11 protein-coding genes and 1 pseudogene are annotated in these 18,766 nt (G+C 48.2%); all 12 read right to left on the bottom strand.

Features of this window, described 5'->3' with window-relative positions; genetic code table 11:
- Window positions 1-196: pseudogene (locus tag B2899_RS14455) on the bottom strand (IS4 family transposase); the annotation flags it as partial.
- A 670-nt stretch (window positions 197-866) separates the two neighbouring features.
- Window positions 867-2,822 (bottom strand): DUF3732 domain-containing protein, encoded by a 1,956-nt coding sequence (locus tag B2899_RS14460; protein WP_286886738.1) that lies wholly within the window; start codon window positions 2,820-2,822, stop codon window positions 867-869.
- Window positions 2,822-3,313, bottom strand: a complete 492-nt coding sequence (locus B2899_RS14465) for a three component ABC system middle component (RefSeq protein WP_286886740.1) — start codon at window positions 3,311-3,313, stop codon at window positions 2,822-2,824. Before B2899_RS14465 ends, B2899_RS14460 begins: the two co-directional genes overlap by 1 nt.
- The gene (locus B2899_RS14470; RefSeq protein ID WP_286886742.1) at window positions 3,310-4,509 is read right to left on the bottom strand and encodes an ABC-three component system protein; all 1,200 of its coding nucleotides are present in this window, start codon (window positions 4,507-4,509) and stop codon (window positions 3,310-3,312) included. The genes B2899_RS14465 and B2899_RS14470 overlap by 4 nt, the downstream gene beginning before the upstream one ends.
- Window positions 4,510-4,910: 401 nt before the next feature.
- Complete coding sequence (locus tag B2899_RS14475) at window positions 4,911-5,033, bottom strand: hypothetical protein (protein ID WP_286886744.1); 123 nt, start codon at window positions 5,031-5,033, stop codon at window positions 4,911-4,913.
- An 18-nt stretch (window positions 5,034-5,051) separates the two neighbouring features.
- Window positions 5,052-7,331 (bottom strand): protein DpdD, encoded by a 2,280-nt coding sequence (gene dpdD, locus B2899_RS14480; RefSeq protein ID WP_286886745.1) that lies wholly within the window; start codon window positions 7,329-7,331, stop codon window positions 5,052-5,054.
- Window positions 7,328-7,834 (bottom strand): phospholipase D-like domain-containing protein DpdK, encoded by a 507-nt coding sequence (gene dpdK, locus B2899_RS14485; protein WP_286886747.1) that lies wholly within the window; start codon window positions 7,832-7,834, stop codon window positions 7,328-7,330. Before dpdK ends, dpdD begins: the two co-directional genes overlap by 4 nt.
- Complete coding sequence (dpdJ, locus tag B2899_RS14490; protein ID WP_286886748.1) at window positions 7,827-12,275, bottom strand: protein DpdJ; 4,449 nt, start codon at window positions 12,273-12,275, stop codon at window positions 7,827-7,829. Before dpdJ ends, dpdK begins: the two co-directional genes overlap by 8 nt.
- A 10-nt stretch (window positions 12,276-12,285) precedes the next feature.
- Window positions 12,286-12,942 (bottom strand): hypothetical protein, encoded by a 657-nt coding sequence (locus B2899_RS14495; RefSeq protein ID WP_286886750.1) that lies wholly within the window; start codon window positions 12,940-12,942, stop codon window positions 12,286-12,288.
- Window positions 12,932-16,153 (bottom strand): hypothetical protein, encoded by a 3,222-nt coding sequence (locus tag B2899_RS14500; RefSeq protein WP_286886752.1) that lies wholly within the window; start codon window positions 16,151-16,153, stop codon window positions 12,932-12,934. The genes B2899_RS14495 and B2899_RS14500 overlap by 11 nt, the downstream gene beginning before the upstream one ends.
- A gap of 3 nt (window positions 16,154-16,156) precedes the next feature.
- On the bottom strand, window positions 16,157-16,993 hold the full coding sequence (locus tag B2899_RS14505) for a hypothetical protein (RefSeq protein WP_286886754.1): 837 nt from the start codon (window positions 16,991-16,993) through the stop codon (window positions 16,157-16,159).
- Window positions 16,994-17,007: 14 nt separating this feature from the next.
- On the bottom strand, window positions 17,008-18,766 hold a 1,759-nt coding region (locus B2899_RS14510), incomplete at its 5' end, for a helicase-related protein (RefSeq protein ID WP_286886756.1).

Raw genomic sequence — 18,766 nt, forward strand, 5'->3', positions numbered from 1 at the left:
CGAACGTCCTTGGAACTCTTTTTTGAAGTCGTAACAGTGATTTGGTCGTCTTAAAGAGTACCTCAATATCCCAGCGCATCCCGTATATTCGAACGATTTCTTGGTCAGAAAGTGTACAGTCTGTACTCAAGATAGCGAGCCATTCGCTTTTCTTATTCCGGTTTTGAACAAAGATGACTTTGACCGGCACACCGTTCGTTGGCCATCACCGTGTGAATGGATCGAAGGACGCCGTTTTTCTGTCCTGTCAGTTGTGCACATCGGTATAACTGCTTCAATGACAAGAGTTGCCCATCTACGACATAGCGTTGATTCGTCGCTTTTACATTATTGATGTGCGAAAGTTGAGTAAGTAATTAAAATCCTGTCTTGAATAAAAATCTACTCCCCCATGGTTCCAACGACCAAACCTCCTTCCTTTAACAACTTCCCAGTAGTTATTTAGCTGTTGTTTCCATAAAACGTAGGTTAATGCATGTGCGCAAATCTCTTCATGGTTTTGTACATCTTTATCGAAATATTGAATGCAATTTCGATGTGCTTTGAATACAGTGTTTCGGAGATGGCGCTCGATGGACTTAAATACCTGAAATGAGGAATCGTATAAATCTGTATGATTAATTTTTAACCCTGTAAAACTCTCCGTATTGAGGAAGAATGATCATATTTCTCCCACACAAGCACCGAAATGGACTTTTCGTATGTGTATCACTTAAAATATGTGGAATTTCGCGCTTACAGTCTGGACATTTCGTGCTGCAACGCATGCCGTATCGCATAAGGCGTGCCTGATATTCTTTTGAAGCATACTGACTACCTCGATCGGAATGATGTATGCTATGTATTTATTAATACATTTCAATTCGTTATTTACTGTCATTCTCTTTTTCTTTCCAGTGTTTCGGTATCAAAGCTTTTCCTCCACGCCATCTTTCAATTACAGCTTCTTGAAAGGTTACATCTTTTAAATCTGCATGATCTATAATAATAACTTGAAAGCCTCCTTTTAATTCAGTTGCTACATCAAATATTAAATTAAACATATTATTTACCGCTATACGATCCTCATCCTCTAAGCTTTCTATATCCCCTTCCAATTCTTCATCTTTATCCTTTGGATAATATACTTGAGTAGGTTGATCCAAAACCAAAAATCTAGGAACAGGTCTCTGGTTCTCTATGAAATATTTATGCAGTGCCAGGTGAGCTATAATATGATATGACACCCAATTTTCTCCACTACCCATTTTATTTAAGGGAATTGATCTATCAGATTTATCAACAATAATAGTTGTGTTTTTATAATCAAGTCTAATTGGATTTCCACCATGCTCTAGTATTAGCTTGTTTGATAGCTCCGTCATTGTATAGCCAATTCGGTTTAAAATGGAGGCTATTCTTTCTTCCTTAAGATCATAATCAAGCTCATTTTCAAGATTTTTTATTTCTTCTTCTAGTTCATCTGTTTTCCTTTGTAATTCTAAAATATCATCATCTTCTTCAAAACTTTCTAACCAGAAGCTTATTCTTCCCAACACCCTACTTCCGCGAATTTGTAAATCTCTTACATGCTGAACTTCTCTTTTCTCTTTCAACAAGCTTTTAATTTGCTGACTTTTAATGTTAATCTTATTTTGGATATTTTCAATATCTTCTTCTAATTTTTCAACATATTTTTCCAACCTAGTTCTTTCTTTGTTTGTAGTTTCAAGATTAATCCTTACTTTATTTAAATTGTTTTTTACTCTTTCAACTAAAGATACATTAGTCTTTAATTCTTGTGAGCATATTGGACATTTATTTACTGTCCCCTCTCCAAAATTATAAAGATTAATAGTCTCTAAACGAGAGTGTTGCTGTTCTAATTCTCTCCTAAAGCCTTGGGCTCTGCTATCAAAAGTTTTAGCTGCTTTTAACTGTTCCCTTTTCCTATAGTATTCCTCTTGAAGTTTGCGCAACTCAAATCGTAATTCATTGATTTGAGAATTATCAATATTTATATTTTCCACATCTAAATCTTTTATTCTCTCAAACAGTTGCTTTATATAGGTTATGTTGTCTATATTGGATGCGTAATTTATTTCTCCTTTAATCAATCCGACTTCTTGTGCTTCTGCCAATAGCCCAATTGCTTTTGAAACGCCTTCTCCTTGAATTAGTTCTATTTCTTTTAACTGTTTTAATACTTTTTTGTGCTCTCTTTTCAATCTTCTTAATTTGTATTCAAGTTCTAACCTATTTTCTTGTACTGCTCCTAAAAAATAAGGTAAAGTATCAATTATGCTTTGTTTGATAAATGTATCAGATTGATGATGGAATAAATTGTTTTTTGATGCTATCTCGTCTTGAGCTTGAAAACAGTAGTACAAAGATTGTTTTAACTTAGCTTCAATGGGATTTCTCGTCTGATTAATGGGTGGTATGTTTAAGTTAGGGCTTATACCCATTTTGCTTGTTAAATCAATTATTATTGAATCAATTATTGTGTTTGGCTCCTTAATCAGTTTAGGAATCTCAACAAAGTCCCCCTTTTTAATAAAAGCTCTGTTGGTCGTTTTTTGATTTAAAGGTGGATTTTCCCTAGCTATAAATATTTGACTGTCATCAAATTGGAGTCTTAATCCAAACCATTCTACAGTTTCCCTTATTATTCCATCTGCAACACGGCATTCACTACTCCCTAGACAATATTCTATAATGTCTATTATTGCTGTTTTACCTGTTCCTGATGCACCGGTAATTATATTAACTTTTCCAGTTTCAAAATTAATTATTCTTTGTTCTTTATTCTTGCTATATAAAACAATGTTTTTAATTTGCATCAAGGTTTCACTCCAAACATTGCATATATTGTAGTTATCGAATTAGTTTTTGCAAACCAACGACCTATAATTCCTGCAGCAATAGCACACTCATAGACTTCTAAATCAAAATCAACTTTTAAATTCCCCTTCCTCTCATGCTTTACTACATTAAGATTTCCATCTTGGTCAAACTCTGCGGCTTTTACACTAAATAAAAAAACAAGTGTTTCATTAACGATTGGGACTATATTCCTTACCCGTTCTGCGAATTGAATTTTTACTTCCGGATTTTCCTGAAGCCAGGTATGAAGTTTTTTTCGTTCACTTTTTAGAATAGATTTTCTGGTAAGGCTATGTAGTGCAAGAGGTAAAATCAAATATATTAAAGCATAGGGTAAAGGTGCTTTTGCATATTTCTTATATTCAAAAGCGGCTTTTCGAATAAGAATTCCACAAAAAGAAGGATTTAAAAGATTTTCCACTTCCAAAGGTTTAGATTCATATATCAACTTTTTACCTCCAAAGTATCTTTAACTAGATGTCTTAATCTTTCTTTGAAATTAGCATGCCAACCCACGTCTAGTTGATTGGCTAATATATGATAACTTCCTCTTACAATTGTTTGTTCTGTGCATCTTTTTCTTATATAAAGTTGAACATCTTGTAGTAAATTGTATAGTTCTCTTCCTTTTTTCTGGTACTCTCTCTCTTCTTCCTCTTCGAGTTCTTCAAGCATAGATTCAAACTTTCTTTCCCATTCATCTTTTAATAGAGACTCATACTTTATTAATTCATTATCAATAAGCAAATCATTTCTAACCCATTTAGAACGTTGTTCATACGCTATATAGTAATCACTAATAGCTTTTTGAATTCTTTTCGGTCTAAGCATAATTAACCTTAGTTGCTCTACAAATAAGCGCGTGTCCTCCTCTACTGCTTTTTCATCTGGTAGTTCAAACTCAAAATCATATATTGGCAAGTTATCTTCATAATACTGTTCGCTTATATCATGTAATTGACTTAACAATTCCGATTTAGTAATCGGAGTGTTCTCATTTAAGGTAAAATGGCTTATTGATCGATTAATCCACCAACCTTCTAACCTCTCAAAAACCTCGTTCACAAATTTTTCTCTGGTAGAAAAACACAGAATTTTTTTTATTTCTTCTTTCGTATCTAATATGTTAGAGGAACCATCTATGACATTAATCCGTTTAACCAAGAATCTTTTTTGTTTCTCGTCTAACTTCAAAAAAGCTTCATATGCCTTTTTATTGCTTTTGTGTTCTTTATTTATCCCCTCTATTGCTATAAGTGTCATAGCTTTTAAAGCTTCTTCTTCATTTCTCAACTCAGTTTTCTTTGGGTAAAGAAATCTCGCTAACGAATCCTCCTCTCTTGCAGTGGCTGTTGTAATTAATGTAAACAAAGACTCATTTAGATTTAATTCATTGTTTAAAATAGCTTCACTCCATACTCTTATCGTTTTCCAAAAATCTTTACTTGTATTGGGGATGGAATCACTTGATACATGCTTTGTTTGAATAAGTTCCTTAATTTCTCCATTTTCTTGAAGTGAGATATCATCTAGCCACTCAATTGATAAGCAATATTCAAGTTCTGCCCTTAATAGGAGAAAAAGTGCATATCTTATTTGATATAGATAGCCTAACATTGAGGGAATAGCTGAAAAATCCGTCATATAATCACCCATCCACATAAATATAGTAAAATTTTATCATATAAATATTGGAGATATAAGAATAAATTGTATTTTTCAGGACATATATCTCATGTATTTTTACCTTAAATATTTAATTGAAATAACATAGACAAAACAGTTATTTTCTCAAAAAAACCTTTATACGGAGTAATAAAGTAGGTGTCGATATCCTGCTTATGCAGACTTCAATAAACCGCTTCTGAAGCTCTGTAAAGCAGGTGAATCCTTCCATGATCACAAGCGGCGCAGGCCTGCACGCTGTTGAAAGAAAATGGAGAGCCGGCAGCGGATGCCGGCCGGTATCTACTCCTTCCGCAGCCATCTGGGTCAGCACTCTTGTCCATGAGCAGACATCTTTCCGAAACAGATCAATCAGCTTCTCATCCCCGCTTAGAGAGGGCTTTTGTTGCTGTAATGTATACATAAGGGCGGTTGCCGATTACTTGCTGCTGAATGACACTGTCGTCTGGTCTTGCGTTTTTGTATCTATACCAGGTAAGCATAATCTCCCTCCTGTAAAATTAGGAAAATGCTTCTTTCTGAAAATATTCCTCTAGAGCAGCAATGATTCCGGACGTGCCGGAACTTTTCGGGTAGACCGGATTCCGCTTCAAATACGGGGAGATGCCGTAGAACAGCGCATGAGACATGCAAGATGTCACAAGCACTGCCGCATCGGCATGGCGGGCGTACGCCTTGGCCCGGTCGGTTAACGTGTCATCTGTGCAGATCTGGAAGGTGAGCCCGGGATTTCGTTCACGCAGGCGCATGACCGCACGCTGGGCCGTTTGTTCCCGAAGTGTAAAAATGGCAATCTGCATCGCCGGAAGCCGGGCGATGCTGTCGTCTTCCGGTGCCATGGCCATAGAGTCGAAATAGCGGTCCATCTGCTGCAGCAGATGCGCCTCGGCACTGATAATGCGCCCAATTTCTCGCCAGGCTTCCAGATCAGACAGCGGCACTGTTTTGATGCCTTCCCCTAGAGAAGCTGTCCAGTGCTCCCACATCTCCCGTAGTTCATCATGCAGCAGGCCGTATTCTTCAAACAACTCAAGCGCGGCCAATGCCTGGGAGAGAAGCGTCTTGACCGGGCCGGATGAGAACCAGTCTTTCATCCGCTTCCACAGTATCGGCGCGCACGCCGGGTCTATATAGAGAAGCCCTTCCATCAGTTTGAGCACAAGCGCCGTATGGGCAGCATTTCTGCGGCCGTATACAAGCATTAGTTCGGTCGTGTAGTGATACACATTCATCGCCTGTGGCTTAGGAAATCCTTCGACCAGCAGAAAATCCGAAATAAAGAACGGAAGCGCCATCTCGAGCACAGCGCGCTTTTGCGGCGCCAGTTCTTCCAGTGCAATCGCTGCCAGCCATTCGCTTAATTCATTCAAAACAGATATGGACCATGTACAGGCACGGTTATAGTCATCAATGTATTGCAGACGTTCCTCTATTTCATTCGCCGGCATTTCATTATCCAGAAGAAAGGAAAACCAGTGATGCCATGACTCCCGCTCAACTGTACGCGCCGCTTTGGCGGGCGTTTGCGCGCGGGTCCATAAAAGAACAAGCTTGACGGCTGCCTGAGATTCGGCTGCATTTTCCAGATGCGCCTGCTCGTCCGGCGAGAGAGCATTCCAGTACGTATAAGCGCTGCAGTACACATCAGGCGCTTCTGTGGTGGCCGCCAGTCTGCAGAGCATATCGACTGATTGCACGGTGGCCGGGCATTGCAGCAGGACAGCGTAGACATCATCATACTTTTTATCCCGCAGCAACGACAGTGCACGTTCTTCATCTTTTTCTCCCGGTGAAGGCTCTGGGGGCTTCCCTGTGCTTTCCGGCTTCTGCTCAAGAAGATAGGCAAGGAGATGTTCCGTCTCGCCGGACGCGGCGGCAGAAAGATATTCAAGCCGACTCCAGTCACCCAGGAAGAAAGATTCATAGGCGAAAATGCGGACGTATATCTCTTCATTCAGGCCGAGCGATGTGTGCAGCAGCGGAGCGAGGCGGAAGCGGTGCTGTTCGTAGCTGTTGCAGGCAGCTGCAAAATCCCCGCTTTCTTCATGTTCAGCCAGCACCTCATGATAAAAGGCCGCCAAAAGCGCACGCCGCACCTGCAGCGGAATCATATCCATGCGGGCGATGCTATCAAATTCTTTGGCGTACCAGATTTTTTCCCATGCCCCTTTTTGTGACCACAAACGAATTTTCAGGAACAGGTAGTTTTCATCGCTTACGTAATGACCCTGCCGGATGGTCTCGAGCACACGGGCCGCCTCTTCCCAGTTTTCCAGTACCAAATGTTGCTGGAATTCAGAACGCAGGGAAAAGGCGGTTCGTTCTGTCTCATGCGACTGGATTAGCGGGCGGCGCTTATCCAGCTGTGTCCACAGCTTTATCATACGCCAGACCGCATCCTCATGCTCCGCTGAAGCTTTAAGTATTCCATATCCGTCCGGAAACAGCAGTCCGCCCGGTAGGCCGATTGGCATCGATGCTTCAAACGTGCGAATAGGAGGATCCACCTTGTCACAGAACGGCCTCACAAAACAGCTGACCTCCGCGTAGTCGCGCAGCAGTGTGCGAAGGTCCCTGCTGCAGACGAGCCAGTAGATGCTTCCTTGTCTGCGGAAAGGTAGCACAGACGTGCACCCGGCTCGCAGACGGTCCATCATCAGGGCAATTCGCTCATCCTGCGTAAACAGTTTGCCGTCTATAAGTGAAATGCCGTACGGATTTTGTCCGCTTACATCCAGCAGGTGAAACAGAAACGTTTTAATGTGTTCCTCTCTGCTCATATTTCCAACGCCTCCTCCCAGCGCGCCCGTGCCGCCAGCAGCGCGTGGCTAATCTCGGACGCATCGTTTGTGACACGGATGCTTTCACGGTTTATATAAATTCCCCGATATGTGAAATTCATCGAACCGTGCAGATAGACGTTTTCGGTCACGAGCATCTTGTCATGGTTGTCATGAAGACAGCGAAATTCCGCCTTTCCCCGAAGAGCGGCTATTAGCGGTTGCGTCTCAGGGCGTTTCGGATCACAGATGATCCGGACCGCGCATTGTTTGGATACAAGGGCTTCCAGCACATCGGCGAGATAAATAGTGGCCCCTTTTGCAAACGGGATCAGTGCGGTATATGGATTCGCCCGGTTGTCAAACAGCGGAGAATTACTCATATACGGAAAAATTAGATACATCTCGCGGCTCGGATAAATGAGCTCTGCGGCCAGCATGGAAGCGAGATAATCCTGAAGCGCCTGGCTGCCGCCATGAGAGCGAATGACGCGGCTACTCATACGACACCTCCCTGATTCGCAGATCGAACTGCCATTCCGTTCCGTTCTGCGTCACTTTTTCGATGTACGGATAATACAGTTCATACGCATATTGCACCGGTGTATGCAAGAGCGTAAATAACGCCTGCTGTGCCTCGCGCTTCTGTGACACGTGGGCAACCAACCGCACACGCTTCCCTGCATACAGGATGGAACGGATATGCTCTTGCCAGTTGTCTTCGCCGCAGCGCACAATCTCATACGGCTTCGGCAGCAGATGCTCGAGAAGTTGACGAGATGGCTTCATGAAGCGCTGGAACGGGCTGTACAGTACCAGGCATTCCGGGCAGGAATCGACGCAATCGGCAAACAGCAGCGACTCGACCAGAAGGAAACGCTGCTTTTCTGAGATGCCATCCCCGGCGTTTTTCTGCAGCAGGTCTTCGATTCTCTCCCGTATGCCTTTCCGGTTAAAACAGGCGACCGCAAATACGTAGCTGTCAATTTTGCAACGCAAACGCTCTTCTTCTTCTTGCCAGAATCGGTGCAGATCATGGCGCAACAGGTCCGCTTCCTGTCCGCCCCGTCCCCGGACAATGCGGGTAGAGAAGCTAATGATAAACTCGCGCTCTGGCGCAATGCCTTCCTTGTCCAGCTCCCGCTGAAGCTGCTGGAGCAACTGCTGCTGTCGTTCAATCCGGCTTTCCTCCCGGATGGCAGATAGAAGAGACGCAAGCGTGCCCTGCAACGTATGCGGCAGTACGGCCCGGAGCGATGAGGTAATATGATGGCGCGGGCAGTACTCCAGATTTTTGATGAACAGTTCTTCAAACTGCGAAGGGCGGCTGCGCAGCAGAGATACGATCTTGGTAATAATGCCGATGCCGCCTGCTTCATTTTCAGACAGCCAGATGTCAGTGCCGTCAATATCGAGAACGAGATCGTCTGTATTCACATCCGGGAGCATATCTTCGACCGTTTTCTGAATCGCCGCTCCCGCTGTCGTGACCAGCGTATCCATAATCCACCGGGCAAACGCCGGGTTTTGGCGCATATCGGATTCAAAAACTGTAAGATGTTTGAGGAAGCGTTCCATAAGAGCAGCGTCCTGGATGAAGCCAAGCAGTTCGTTATACACTTTGGGGCTTTCTGATTGTTCTGCATCTGTGTTTTCCGTTACGGTTGAATGAAAGATAACATCCAGTGTGCGGCGGGCGATTCGCACATAATTGCCGCTGAATTCTGACGCCGCTTCGGATAAAGAAGAAGCACGGCTGACCGCGATGGCAACGATGGATGAGAGCACGATTTGCGAGAGCCACTGCACTTGAAACACATTCAACCGGCCGGAAATCTCCGGATCATGCCGGGTGAGATACAGATAATATTCCGGTCTGCACGCTTTTTCCATCTCGTTCCACTCATTCATCCGGAACAGAAAATCCGCTTTGATGCCGGCGAGTGAAAAGCGGACGGCGTCTACCAGACGCTGGAAGCCAATAGCTGCCTGTTCGCCTTTATATTGGAAGGATGCAACTTTAGATGTTACCGTTCCATTTGTAAACTTCATTGTTACATGCGAAACCGGCGCGTAGCGGGTTACTTTTACATACTGATTTTCATCGCTTGTATAACATGAGATTTGCCGGAATAGTCCGCGTACTGCCGACTGGAGGGGGAGTATAATCTCGCTGCCGGACTCGCTGTCAAACGGTTCAAACATAACGCGCCATTCAAGCGAAGCGCTCGTCCGGTCTGTAATCATCTTCGGGATTTGTTCCAGCAGGTAAGCGTACGGTTCGCAAACCGCGAGTTTATGGCCATCCTCCTCCACATGCTGCAGAAGACGGACACGCATATTTGCCTGGTCAAGGTTTACCACACCGGAATCCGGAACCGGAAGCCAATGCGCTTCCTGGGTACGGTATACGTTTACGTACCGTTTGGATACATTACCGGGAGCAAAATCCATTATCGCCTGTACGAGCGGCTGGTATTCGGTCCGTTCGTTTGGCACCTGGATTTCCAGATCCGACATCGAAAGCGACTGGAATAACGCGCGCGGAACAAATCCGCTGAGCGGTGTTTGCTGCTCTTCTTCATCCGCATATTTGAATGAGGTTTCCAGGTTGTTGATGAGCGTCGGAAACAGTTCCATATAAAGCGGGCGCGGCTGCGTCCATAAAATCTGTTTGATCTGCTCCGGCGCTATTCCGAGCGCCTGGCCGAGATAGTCGGTAAAATCCGTTTCTTCGTCCTGCAGCACTTGCAACAGAAGCCGGGAGATATACGTTTGCTGGTCTGAATGCCGCGCCCCCTGAATGGTTAGCAGGTTGCGGACATCGGCATGAGAGACCCGCCCGGAAAGCTTTAAAGCCAGCCAATCCATCAGGGCGAAGGCAGCCTGAATACGCTGTACATACGGGTTCTGCATAGGAAGACACATATCGTTTAGCAACGGAGCAAACAAAAGCTCCGGGTATTCATACGCAAAACGGTCCCGCCCGAACGCCGAAGTAATAACAAGGGTCCAGGGGCGCATACCGCGCATCCGTCCCGCACGGCCTTTGCGCTGCAGAAACGAAGCAAGGCTCCGCGGCGCTTTATGCTGGATGACGGCTCCGACCCTTACATCGTTATAGCCTACTTCTAGCGCGCTCGTCGCAATGACAAATCGCGCTTTCTCATCCACTCCCTTATACTGGGACGACGCAATGTCAAGGGCAAGCGGAGTGGTGAGGCAGTGCGGGTCGATCTGCTGGGCGAAGGCCCAAATTTGCCCGGCGAGATGCCTAGCGGTTCCGGTCGCCCGCTGCTGATGCTTCAGACCCGTCACATCCCGGTACTGGCTTAGAAGCAGCTTCTTCTCCGCGTCCAGCTCGATATGATACCAACGGTTGATAATATCGAGCTTGTCGGTGAAGCCAAATAGCTTGGACCCAACCGCTCCCCGTGACACATCAGAGTCAAGCGGGTCCAGCATCCGCCCCATCAGCATGGCGGTCTGCACAGACGTGGACAAAAGCGCGGTGGCGGAGAATGGATCGCCGCGCACGATAAGGTTGTATTCCGCTCCTTCCACTACCATATCTTCTTCCTCTGGAGTGATGTAGACAATAAAATCTTCCGAAAGTCCTGTCAACTGAGCAAAGAATGGACGCGGGTTGGACAGCGTAGCTGATAGACCGACAAACTGCATACCGGACCGAACACGGCTTGTTCTCCGCACCAGGTGGCGCCAGCGGCGGAGCAGATAGGCGGTATGCGCCCCGTTCACCCCGTCATAAATATGGATTTCATCGAGCAGAAGAAACATCGGCGGCCGACTCGCCCCGATGCCAAACACCGGCCAGTCCGTCAGATTGGTCATCTTCCGGTTCAGCATCTCGGTTGTAGTAAACAAAATATCGGGCGGCGTCTGCTGCATGCGGCGGCGCGTGAGCATAATTGTATCCGGTTCCAGCACCTTTCCGCACGCTTCTTCAATACAAGTCAGGCGCTCAACCTCCCGCTGGATGTCGTCTTCTCTCCAGACGAGCGTTCCACCGCAGTGCGGACAGGAAAGAAACGGCGCCACATATCCCTGCGATACTTTTCGCCATTTCCGCTTTGACGAAGCATTCGCCACTTCCCCGGCGTGATGCGGCGTATCTCCATAGTAACAGCCGATTGTAACGGATCGTATGCCCCTGCTTCTGGCGTACGGGCCAAGCTTGAGAATTTCCCGGACCGCTTCCCGGTACTGGTCTTTGAGCAGTTCCACACGCGGATAAATCCCGAGCACTTTCATCCACGGGGATGTGTCGCGCTCAAGCACCGCCATAATCTCCACAAAGGCCGGGAGATAGAACGCTTTCGTTTTGCCGGAACCGGTCCCGGCTCCGACGACCGCTCCCCGGTCAAATGTCTGCTCCCCCTGTCCCAACAGATGAAGAAGCGCCTTCACTTGAAACCGGGCCAATTGCAGGGTGCCGTCTTCCAGAAGCTCACGCAGGACGGTTTCCGCGGATTGTGGTATCCCCGGCAGAGCGGACAGTTTATCGGCTAGGTCGGCAAAAAGCTGGTCGCGCCGCGGATATTTCCGGTATTCGATCATCGGTTTGATGTTGCTGACAAGATTCGGAGCGTCCAGCCAGTCATCAAATGAAAAACGCTGCTTCAGCAGATATAAAAGCCGGACCGTCTCGGCGTAGCGGCTGCGGTACTGGCCGTTTGCCAGCCGGAATAAAAGCTTTCGTTCCACAAGGTTTTCGACAAACAGGCGCGCATCCACCCCTTTAAGGTCAGGCAGTTCCAGTAGCTCTTGCAAACGGCTGGTGGGAGGCGAAAAAAGCAGAGCGGCAATTTCCCGCTCCGCGTCCATGCTTCCGCCGATGATTCCCCATTCCAGCAACTTGTTTTCTTTTTGTTCAAGTTGCGTTAACAGTTCTTCTGCTGCCACATCGATCGGTGTTCTGGTCATGATGTCCTCCTTATCGGATGGTAATCATAAGGTTAGATGACATCTGATGCTGTTTCAGCCATGTCAGCACGTCATTATTCAAATCTTCAATTGTAGCTTGATTGCGGCTAACCTTGATCAGGAAATCCTGAATCGTCGTGTTTGTATTCAGGTGGGACAGTTTTTGTCTGGCGCTTTCCAGTTGCGCTTTGTACTGGTTCCACACAGCATCTGTCACCGGCCACTTCTGTTCAAAGCGGGTAAGAGACTGGATATGCGAAGCAAGTTCCGCATCATGAGGAGCGATTTTTTGCAGAATGGCCAGTACATTAATTACTCCTGAATTACAGGATGTCACATACAGTTGCCATTTTCGCCGTCCCTCTTCCGAGATGGTCCGCAGATCACGGATTACATTTTCCAGCTTTTCTTTGGAGGGTTGGATTCCCCATGTTTGCAGAATCTGCGCCGTATTTTCCAGTGCGCTCTCTACAGCAGGCCGGGCAAACCAGGCAGGTTCTTTCTCGGCAAGCATGCGGATGCCGGCAAGCGAGCGGATCAGGCCGGGAAGTTGCTCGGCGGCTAGTGAGGCCGCCTGCTGTAGTCTTGATTTCTTCTGGGCGTTCCGTTTCGCTTCATGCGCATTCCGCACAGTGCGGGTCGCCGTTGCCATTTTGTCAAGTAGCATAAGAAGCTCCTCCTTTCAGCTGAAGCAGTTCTTGCTGAAGGTTCTCCAGGCAGGTGCGGGCTTCCTCCATGATAGGGCTGTCTGCGACTTCGCTTTTGGTATCGTCTATATAAGCCCTGTATTTGTCCTGGATCTGGTCCATCAGTTGATCGAACTGGCGCAGAATGTCGAGATGCCCGGTCACAGCTTTTACCGGGTTGGCGGACAAAATTAGCAACGTCTCCGCCCGGCTATTCGCGCTCTGAAGGCGCTCAGCCTGTGCGGCAAAAGCTGCCAGATCCGCTGCAAACGTCGGGCTGTTTTCAATTCCATTCTGCAGATCGCTGGAAAACGGTTCTTTATGCTCGCGCAGGAAAGAAGCCATCTTTTTCATTTCGTTATGCAGCTGAAAAAGATCCACTTCAGATATGCGGGCGCCGACGATGCGGACGAAAGCGCGGTACGTTTCTTCCACCCGCTGCTTTTCTTCCGTAATCGCACTGTCGAGCCGCTCTTTTATAAGATAGAGAAGGCTGCTGGAGCGATACCAAGAATATGGGCTCGACTGCTTTTCCGGAAGCCGCATGCTGTCTATGTCGAAATCCGCATTAAGCAATCGTTCGAGCGCCTGGATGGCCGCCGCTGCATCCAGTGTAAAGACAGAGCTTTGAGCACCCTTCATGATATCTCCCTGTACGCGATTTAAAAAGCGCAGAAAGCTTGACTCAGTATGTTCCATCGCCAGATCTGGCTTTGCGACAAGCGCCTGCTGCAGATGCTGCCATGCTTTAGAACGGTCCGGTTCAGTGCGGACGGTTTTCGGATGACGCAGGAACGCCTCATACAGCGCTGTTGCGGACAGTGGAGTATCTGCGGCAAATCCGTCCGTGAAAGCCGTGAGATAAAACTCGGCTGCCGATGCCCAATCCGCCGGCCTCCAATCGTCCGACGATACGCTTAGCGGTCTGCGTACGTACTCAATAATCCGCGTTTTTTCGGATTCAATCCACGTAAAAAGCGCAGGCGCGTAGTCAGCGGCACCCGGAAAACTCCAGCTTCGTTTGCCGAGAATCCGCCAGGCCGCAAGTGCCTCTAGCGCTGCTTTCAGTTGCGGTGTGCGCGCAAATACAAGCGCGCTGACCATAGCTTTCAAAGCAGCCGTCTGCCCTTCGATTCCGACCCGGTTTTTGGACAGAATCTCATGAACAACCGATGCCGGAATCCCTTCGCTCTCCCAGAGAACGCTGTCCGCGATTGCTTTTAACAGGTCGTCGCGGTACCGCTCATTTGCGAGCGGCTGGCCGAGTGCCCACTTCTCCAGTTCGCTCTGCGCTTTTTCAAACTCGGACGGCTGTTTGTAGACAGGAGTCGGTTCTGGTGAAGTCGGCGGCTGCGGAGGAAGCTTCTTCGGTTCCCGTTCCGTGCGCTTCGACTTTGCTGTTGTGTCCGGGGCCGGAGGTTGCGGTTTCTCGTTCCGATCGTTCCTGTCTTCTCCTTCCGGTTCTTCATCCCGCACATGTCCGGTAAATTCGCGCAGAAGCGGGAGGCGGAAGGCGTCAAACGTTTTTTCTTCTACGCCGCCGATGAAGAGCCGCTCCCCTTTTTCCGTCAGGGTCAGCGTGCAGTCGCCCCAGATGCGCAGCAGTGTAGCATAGCGCTCATATTGTTCGGTCTCTACCTGCCGTCTCAGCAGCGCTTCGTCTGCCGGGTGCATCATCGGCACGTGTTCCACTTCGCGGATAAACTTGCTGATTGGAGGCGGGAACTGCGTTTCGTCTTTAAAGAATAGCATCATAAAGGCGGAGAAAATCTTCTGCAGGAATTCCCGCGGCGTCCGGATGTCATACATGCTGCACAGCTTGCCGAGTGCCTGGCGGTTAAACGGATAGATGGGAAGATTTAGCCCTTCTTTTGTTTCACAGGAAGCCCAGGAAGCATGCTCCCGGTACCGGTCGGCGACAGGCAGCCTCTCAATCTGCGCTCCCTCTGCGTACCATCGGTCAATCTCTTCTTCTTCCAGATAAATGGCGTTAATATAGCGGGCCGCCATATCCGCGATATCCTCCGGCGTCCCGATTGCCATATTGTCAAGCAGAACGCGGTACGTCAGTCGGTTTTTCAGGTTATCGGGAAAGAAGTTTTGATAATAGCTGTTTGTAATTCCGACAACCGAGACGATGCGGCACATGTCTTTATTGAAATCGACTTCTTCATGTTCCGCGATTAAAGCGTCCACAAGCGCCTTGTCGATTCCCGTAAAAGCGGTAATGTCTTCAATGAACAGCGTCAGATTTTTCCCCTGCTTTTTTAATTCCTGGCGCAGGGTAATCAGCACGTCCTTTAGGTCGGTTCCGCGCAGCTGCGTGCACTGCTGGACGACTTTGTCGAGGAACTGGTTCAAGTATCCGGCATACGCTTCGCGGCGCTGGCGCACTTCTTCTCGCTCAAGCGCGGATGCCGGTTCCGCGATATCTTCTAGGAACTTGACTGCTTTTTTGCTGGCGCCGGCCCGCTCGATTTCTTTCACTTTGTGGAGCCGGACATAAAAATCTTCGGCTTCAAAACGCGGGGTTACATCCACCATCACTTCGTTTTTCGCTTCGGACGCAAGCTTTTTGCAGATGCGCTCAATCGGCCCGTCTTCTCTCAACAGCAAATCCTGGGTTTCGCTGCTGACAAGGAATTCATACAGGCGGCTTTTTTCCGATTTTTTAATTCGAATTCCGCTTTCACCGTCATGCTCGGTTACAGCGATAGCAAACTGGTGAATAATATTGTTTTTCAGATTATCCGTTCCGAGATGTTCATTCGCCTGAATGAGCGCTTTTAGCTTCTCGGTCATCTCATGGTTCTTGAGAACATCGGATTGTATGATCTGCTCCAGTGCGCCGCGTAGCGTACTTTGCACACGCGCGATGAAGACGATCGCCTCTTCTTCCTCCGACACATGCTGGATATACATTTCTTTCAGCCAGCGGATGAAGTGGGACTTCCCTGATCCGTTATCGCCAAGCACCGCGATGAATTTATGGGCATCCCGGTTCGCGAGCAAATAATTCTTCAGAAATTCTGCTTCCGAGACCCCCTGTCTGACGCTTTCGGCCATTTGCGGCGTCTGCAATTCGATTGTGCGAAACGGCTTATGGGTCAAAAGAAAATATTTATGTTTGGTGTATGTGGCGTCAAAGTGTAGAATGTTTTTTAAGCGCGCCGCGTACATTGGCTGTGCCATCTTTTATCCCTCCACAAAAATTTCAATTTCAGACACCCTGTCCTTCACGGCATGCGCTGGATTCGTTGTCAAATACCAGACATCGGCTGCGTCTGCTGTATAAGAGAGACGGAGCGTGCCAATGTCGTGAAGAGTACGCAGACCGGAAGACAGCGCGTACGAAAGTCGTTGATCGGCAAATACACGGTTATACAGTCTGTTCGCGCTTCCGCCGTCCAATTCAGGCGCTCTGCCCGCCAGCCATTCCATAAACATTTTAAACGGAATGGCCCGGTTTACAGGAAGGTTGGCTCCGTTCCGCAGGAGGTCGTGGATACGGCCAGCCGCGTTCGGCACGAGCGTCTCTCCGTGCAGGTAGCCGAGTCCGAAATAGGCGGCCCAAGCTTTCCACGCCGTAATGTTTGTATCATTATATTCCCGGCGTTCCTGATTTCTTTGGAGGGTTACTTCCTGGAAGAACAACTGGCTTAGCGCATCGCTTTTTTCGCCAAGCACCGAAGCGCCGCGGTTGAGAAACCAACACGTAAACCGGGTAAAAACAGAAGACGGAGAAGAAAAAATGCGGCGGGTCAGTTCAGTCCGGAACGCTTCGGAATTCCGCAGATGCTCATCTGCCAGCTGGGACCGATACAGGCCGGTTTGCGGGTCATGCGCAAGCAAGGCTCCTTTCTCCGCGAGCGAAAGCGTCTCTTTGAGCTGGTCTCCGCTCTTGTTTAGGTGGGCAGGCTGAAACTGTCGCCCCAATTGCTCCCGTGATAAAGGCGAGATATGAACGAGACGGCAGAGCGCGTACAGCCGCTCCGGCGTTTGCATTCCTTTTAAACTGTCATCAAATGGCATGATCTCTCCCTCACTCACAATAGTTTTATTTCGAATTCATCGTCTTGCTGGCTCAAATAGTCGTCGATGCGGTACGGCACTGTATTGACAAGATGGGCCAATGTACGCCCCTCATCCTGAATGAATAACTCCGGCTCTCCAATGTGAATGATGACCGCGTCTGCATGGAGGTGCTGATAATCCTGCGCCCATCTGTACAGGCGACTGTCACGCGCCGGATTTCCCGAATAAAAAACAGCCGCGTGGCCCTGCAGGAAATGAAGAGGACTCTGCCGTTCACTGTAAGTCAGAAGCGTATAGTAGAAGTCCGCCTCTTCACCCGGCAGGCGGCAGATCATTCGCTTCCGCTCCTCTGCGGCCATGTCGGGAACAATAAAGAGAGACACATTCGCTTCGATCAGTCGGTTGACCAGGTGGGCGACCGCTTCCGGATCACACCGCTGCTGTTCCGTGCCGGACAGAAGCGCTTCATTTGTTCCCCAGATATAGTCCGCCAGCGGTCCGCAGACAGCGGGCGGCTCTTGCGCCGTGCTTTTCGGGCAGGAAATAAAGATGTCGGATTTTACATACATAGCATCATTCTGTACTTTCCGACAGTGAGGGCAGCCGCTGCAAACAGGTTGCGCGTGATGGTACATCTTGCAGAAAAAAGACGAGAAGCACTTGCTGTCCGCCTGTGCGATCAACTGACGCATCTCACGGAGCTCCTCATTGATCCGATTCCGTTCTTTCTCGCGGTACGGCTCGACGGCGTTATACAACAGGTCCGGACTGTTAATTGTTTGATAATCCAGCACTTTAATCAAAACGCGGCGCGACTGCCCTTCCATCTGTTCGACTTTTAGAATATCGATGAATTTATGCCGGTACAGCAAAAGCAACAGCGACTCGTTCCAATTCTCGTTTCGCTTGCCTGACCGCGTTCCTTCGAGATTGCGGGGTTGAATATTCATGCGGACCCAGTATTCATCCGCTACATCCGTCCGGCTCGCCTGCTGGAACAGGCTGTCCCAGCGCCCAACCAGCTTTTCAGTCGTAATGACGGCTGACTTCATGAGAGAACGGGCGATTTCCTCATCTTCTGGAACGAAGCTGAACAGGCTTAACGAAGCCAGTCCATCCCGGCCTGCCCGCCCGACTTCCTGATAGAAGCGGTTGATGCTCTCCGGCATGCAGCAGTGAACAATCGTCCGGATTTCTTTTTTGTCCACACCCATGCCAAACGCGGAAGTTGCGACCATAATATCAATTTCATCTTCATTCCACTGCCGGACGAGCGTGCGCCGCAGCTCGCCCTGTGTATCACTGGTAAACCTTTCGACAGACCGGTAGCCTTTTTTCCGAAGACGGTCATACCACTCCTGGGCATGCTCTCGGGTGCTCACATACAGAATGAGCGGTTTTGGCAACAGGTGAATGTTGTCTGTGATTTTTTGGTAGCGCTCCTCATCATTGCGGGACGTGTCAAGCAGATACGTCGGCTCACTCCGCAGTTCGTCACCCCGGACTTCGATGTAGCGGCCCGGCTCGGCAAACATGTCCCGCAGCATTTCTGCTGCCCAGTCTGTAATCGTGGCAGACAGCAGGACCGTTTTCAGGCGGCCGCGGCTTTCTTGGAGCAGACGTTTACGCCAGGCCGACAGAAACTGGAACTCGGTCCGGAATAAGTTGCCCCAATCTATAACAATGTGCGCCTCATCCACGACAAGACGGTTGATAAATCCTTTACCGGCCGCTTTCATAATGGCATCATGCAGCACGCCGTTCAGCAGG

Source organism: Aneurinibacillus sp. UBA3580 (genome assembly GCF_002375825.1).
Taxonomy (GTDB): domain Bacteria; phylum Bacillota; class Bacilli; order Aneurinibacillales; family Aneurinibacillaceae; genus Aneurinibacillus; species Aneurinibacillus danicus.